We start from the raw sequence: 4,082 nt of genomic DNA on the forward strand, positions 1-4,082 counted from the left end.
CTATGACACGCAGTTGGATGATGATGGAAGAATGTTGATAGGCTTTATTAAAAAAGCGGCCAGTCAACTTAAGGGCCTCGTCGATGGACTTTTGGCTTATAGCAAAAGTGATTCCATCCTGAAAGAAAAAGGATCGTATATCAACTTAATAGCGCTAAGGAAAGATATTCTAGGTCTGTTCGCATTCGACAATTCGGTCTCCATTGAAATCAGTTCAGTATTGGGCCATATAACCACGAACAGGACCGCCATTGACCAAATTTTGATCAATTTGGTAAGCAATGCCATCAAATACAACGATAAGGAGAGCACAGAGATTAAAATTAACGTTGTTGAGCACGAGGAGGATTATACCTTTACGGTAGTTGATAATGGCCCAGGAATTCCTGAGGAGGAACAACAAAAGATATTCCAGATTTTCAAGGTATTGGCCCCTACGGATCGGTACGGGGAATCGGGAAATGGCATCGGATTGGCCACTGTGAAAAGAATTACGGAAAAAATGGGCGGTACCATTAACTTGGAATCCGCTAAGGGTGAGGGTTGTAAATTTATATTCAACTTGAAAAAATTAGTGCATCCCCCCGAAGAACTACAGCTAGCGAAATAGCCTTACCCCCATGTTAATTAATTGGGCCAATTAGGTCTGAACATTCCAATATATAATCCATAACCTAGGTTATGGATTTTTTTGTAACCCAGATTTATGACCATGGTACCATCTGATACGAAGTATGGCATGTTTTTAAAGCAAAAACTTAATGAATTGATCAAAAAAAGCGGTAACTTTCATAAGCGACCCATTGGAGTATAGTCCAATCGACACTGGTTGAATTTGATGATCCCTTTTAGGCCTTTGCTATTTTTGCACGGGAAATTAACGCATACTTAAAAAGAACCTATGACTTCCAACTATAAAAAAATATTCACCGGAGATTCCTTAAAGGCAAAATTATTGGTTAGCAAGCTTCATGAGGTTGGTATTGAAGCCGTAGTCAAGGATGAGGCCGAATCGGCCCGACTGGCAGGTTTTGCCTCCTCGATGTTGGGGCAGGTCGATGTGTTCGTCCATAAAGATGAACTTGAAAAGGCGACCGTGTTGGTTGAGACCTTTTCACAAGAATCTTAGGACCAATAGACAGCTCTGCAATGAACTACCTCGGGGCAGAGCCTCGGGGAATTCTATTGATTAAATTAAATCGTTTGGTTACCGATTACACAGAGAACGGCACGGATTAAACGTGTATGATCGCTTTTTATACACTTAATTCAGGTAACGGGAAGCTGCTTTATTAAATTCGTTACTACGGCAGCAGACAATCCATTCATTTTCCAACCTGGATGAAAGTAGTGTTTCCCCCAAATTCAACTGGGCCCATGTTCCCAAAAACGAAGTGAAAAATGGAGGTCACCCTCATTTTAAATATCATTCCGCACACCTATCGGCATCGCCTATGGGTTCCCCTGATGGTTTTTGCCCTACTGACTTTCCAAATCGCACAATCCCAAGACGTATCGGAGACCGGACTCCCCTATATTCAGAATTATCCGCCAGAGGAATATGATGGTGCCTCGCAAAATTGGGCTATTACACAAAGTAAAGAAGGACTCATTTATGTTGGAAATAACGAAGGAGTTCTTGAGTATGATGGATCTTCATGGAGGACTATTTATTTGCCCAACTATGGAATATGTAAGTCATTAGGCGTAACAAAGGCAAATAAAATATTTGTAGGCGGATATGATGAATTGGGCTATTTAGAACCAGACGATGTAGGTGAAATGCAATTCATTTCTTTAAAACATAAATTAAAAATCAATGATTTTAAAGAAATTAACCGTATCAATATCATAGGCGATACGGTATATTTTAAAGCAAGTGATTATTTGTTCAAATGGGATAATGAACAATTCACTACGTACAAAATTCAGGGTTCGATGCCATCTAAACCTATTAGAGGTAAAATCTATATTGTAGAGAATTTTGTAGTTAAAAAATTGGAAAATAGCGGCTTTGTAGCTATTGTTGATTTAGCTTCCACTAAAGCAAAAGCCTTTACTGACATAATTGGTTATAAAGAGAATGAACTCTTGATTCTAACCTATGACAAAGGAGTTTTTGTAACCAATAATGGAACGGTTAGACCTTTACATAGTAAATCTTCAGAATCTATTGGCAAAACATTGGCCTATGGTATACTAAAGCTCAGCAATGATTTAATTACAATTGGCACCAGACTTGATGGAATTATTACCATTGACACTAAAGGAAATATCATCAACAAAATCAACAAATCCAATGGTTTAAAGAGCAATACCATTCATGATTTATTTGAAGATGATCAACATGGCGTCTGGCTGGCTACCAATAATGGAATTATAAGAGCTGAATTGGTATCACCATTTTCAATCTTTGATGAAAGACATGGTATTGAAGGATATGTAAACGATATTTATGTTAAGGATGGAGAAGTTTATTTGGCGAATTACAAAGGTGTTCTTAAACTGGATAAAACAGAAAATCATGTTTTTAAAAATATTGGTCCTGAAAAATCGGAAACCAAGATAATCTCAAAGCAGGCCATACAGTTTTTAGAACTCCAAGACAGTCTTTTTGTAGGTACGAGAGCCGGGCTTTTCCTTTATACAAAAAATAAATTGGTTCAAAAATATGCCCTTGCCAGTGGGGCCCTCATGCGTTCTAAAAAGAACCCGAAACGCATCTATGTTGGATTAATAGACGGTTTGGCAACTTTAGTTTACAAAAATGGAACGTGGATGTACGATGGAACCATGAATGGCATTAACGATGATATTAGAGCGATAAAAGAGGATTCTGACGGTACTATTTGGTTAGAATCACAAGTAGATGGAGTTTGGAAAGTCGAAGCTGAATCGAAAAGAAGTACTTATAATTTTTACCATCCAAAAGTAAAGCACTTTAAAGCAAATAAAGAACTTCCGGCGGGCTTTCTTTTCCTAAAATCGATAGGAAATAAGGTGTTATTCAATATTAATGATGAAGTCTATTCTTACAATAAAGAAAAAGATAGTATTCTAAAAGACGATAGTATTCCAAAACTTTTTAGTTTACATGGTCGCATTTCCCTGAAGATGGAGGATAAAAACAAGAACGTTTGGATGTTCGCCGATCTAAATAGAGGAGACGAAAGAAAATCAAGACTCATCGCTATAAAAAATGACGATGGGTCATATTCATTAAAAAAGAATTATGATGAGCGTATTACTCAAAACGTAGGCGTATCACATTTCCCAGAAAACAAAAATATTGTTTGGTATGGGGGCAGTGGTAGCGTTATTCGTCATGATTTAAGTATTACCGGCAATGAGAAATCGGATTTCAATACCCATATTCGAAAAGTAACCATAGCAAAAGATTCTATGATTTTTGGTGGGGCAAAAGTAACTAGTAAGGAGATTGAAATTCCTTACAAGGATAACGCATTTAGATTTGAATATGCCGCAACCAGCTTTGAAGAACCTTCTGAAAACCTTTACCAATATCAATTAAATGGTTTTGATAAAGCCTGGTCTACATGGACGCTTGAAACAAAAAAAGATTATACGAATCTACCTGAAGGAAATTATAATTTTATCGTCCGTTCTAAGAACATTTATGATCATCTTGGGTTCGAGGATAATTATTCATTTATCATTCTCCCTCCATGGTATCGTAGCTGGTGGGCCTATGTATTCTATGGGTTGGGAGCGATCGGGATAGTAGCCCTATATTCTAAATGGAGGTCCCGGGAATTGCAGAAAAAAAATGTGGCATTGGAAACCACGATTAACAAACGCACCCTCGAAATACGGCAAAAAAATGAACTTTTGAACCACCAAACCGAACAGCTTGTTGAACTCAATGAGGCCAAAACCCGACTCTATTCGAACATCACCCACGAATTCCGGACACCCTTGACTGTAATCTTAGGGATGGCAGAAACCCTAAAAACAAATGTGTTGAACAAAAGTTATGAAGGGGCCGAGAAATCTTTGGAAATGATCCGTCGTAATGGTAAAAACCTGTTGCAATTAGTTAATGAACTATTGGATTTGGCCAA

At 37.8% G+C, this 4,082-nt stretch carries 3 protein-coding genes; all 3 read left to right on the forward strand.

The genetic code is table 11. The features are described 5' to 3' along the window. Nucleotides 1-610, forward strand: a 610-nt coding sequence (locus tag WBM98_RS12985) for a sensor histidine kinase (RefSeq protein ID WP_424366448.1), incomplete at its 5' end; no start/stop codon positions are given. A 291-nt stretch (nt 611-901) separates the two neighbouring features. After that, nucleotides 902-1,129, forward strand: a complete 228-nt coding sequence (locus tag WBM98_RS12990) for a putative signal transducing protein (protein ID WP_424366449.1) — start codon at nt 902-904, stop codon at nt 1,127-1,129. A gap of 272 nt (nt 1,130-1,401) precedes the next feature. Next, nucleotides 1,402-4,082 (forward strand): histidine kinase dimerization/phospho-acceptor domain-containing protein (locus WBM98_RS12995; protein WP_424366450.1); only part of this gene is annotated, 2,681 nt, incomplete at its 3' end.

Origin of the sequence: Maribacter sp. (assembly GCF_049667165.1) — a bacterium.
GTDB lineage: Bacteria > Bacteroidota > Bacteroidia > Flavobacteriales > Flavobacteriaceae > Maribacter_A.

Coding starts and splice junctions, on each gene's coding strand:
- WBM98_RS12990 (WP_424366449.1), top strand. CDS start 902: ATGACTTCCAACTATAAAAAAATATTCACCGGAGATTCCTTAAAGGCA.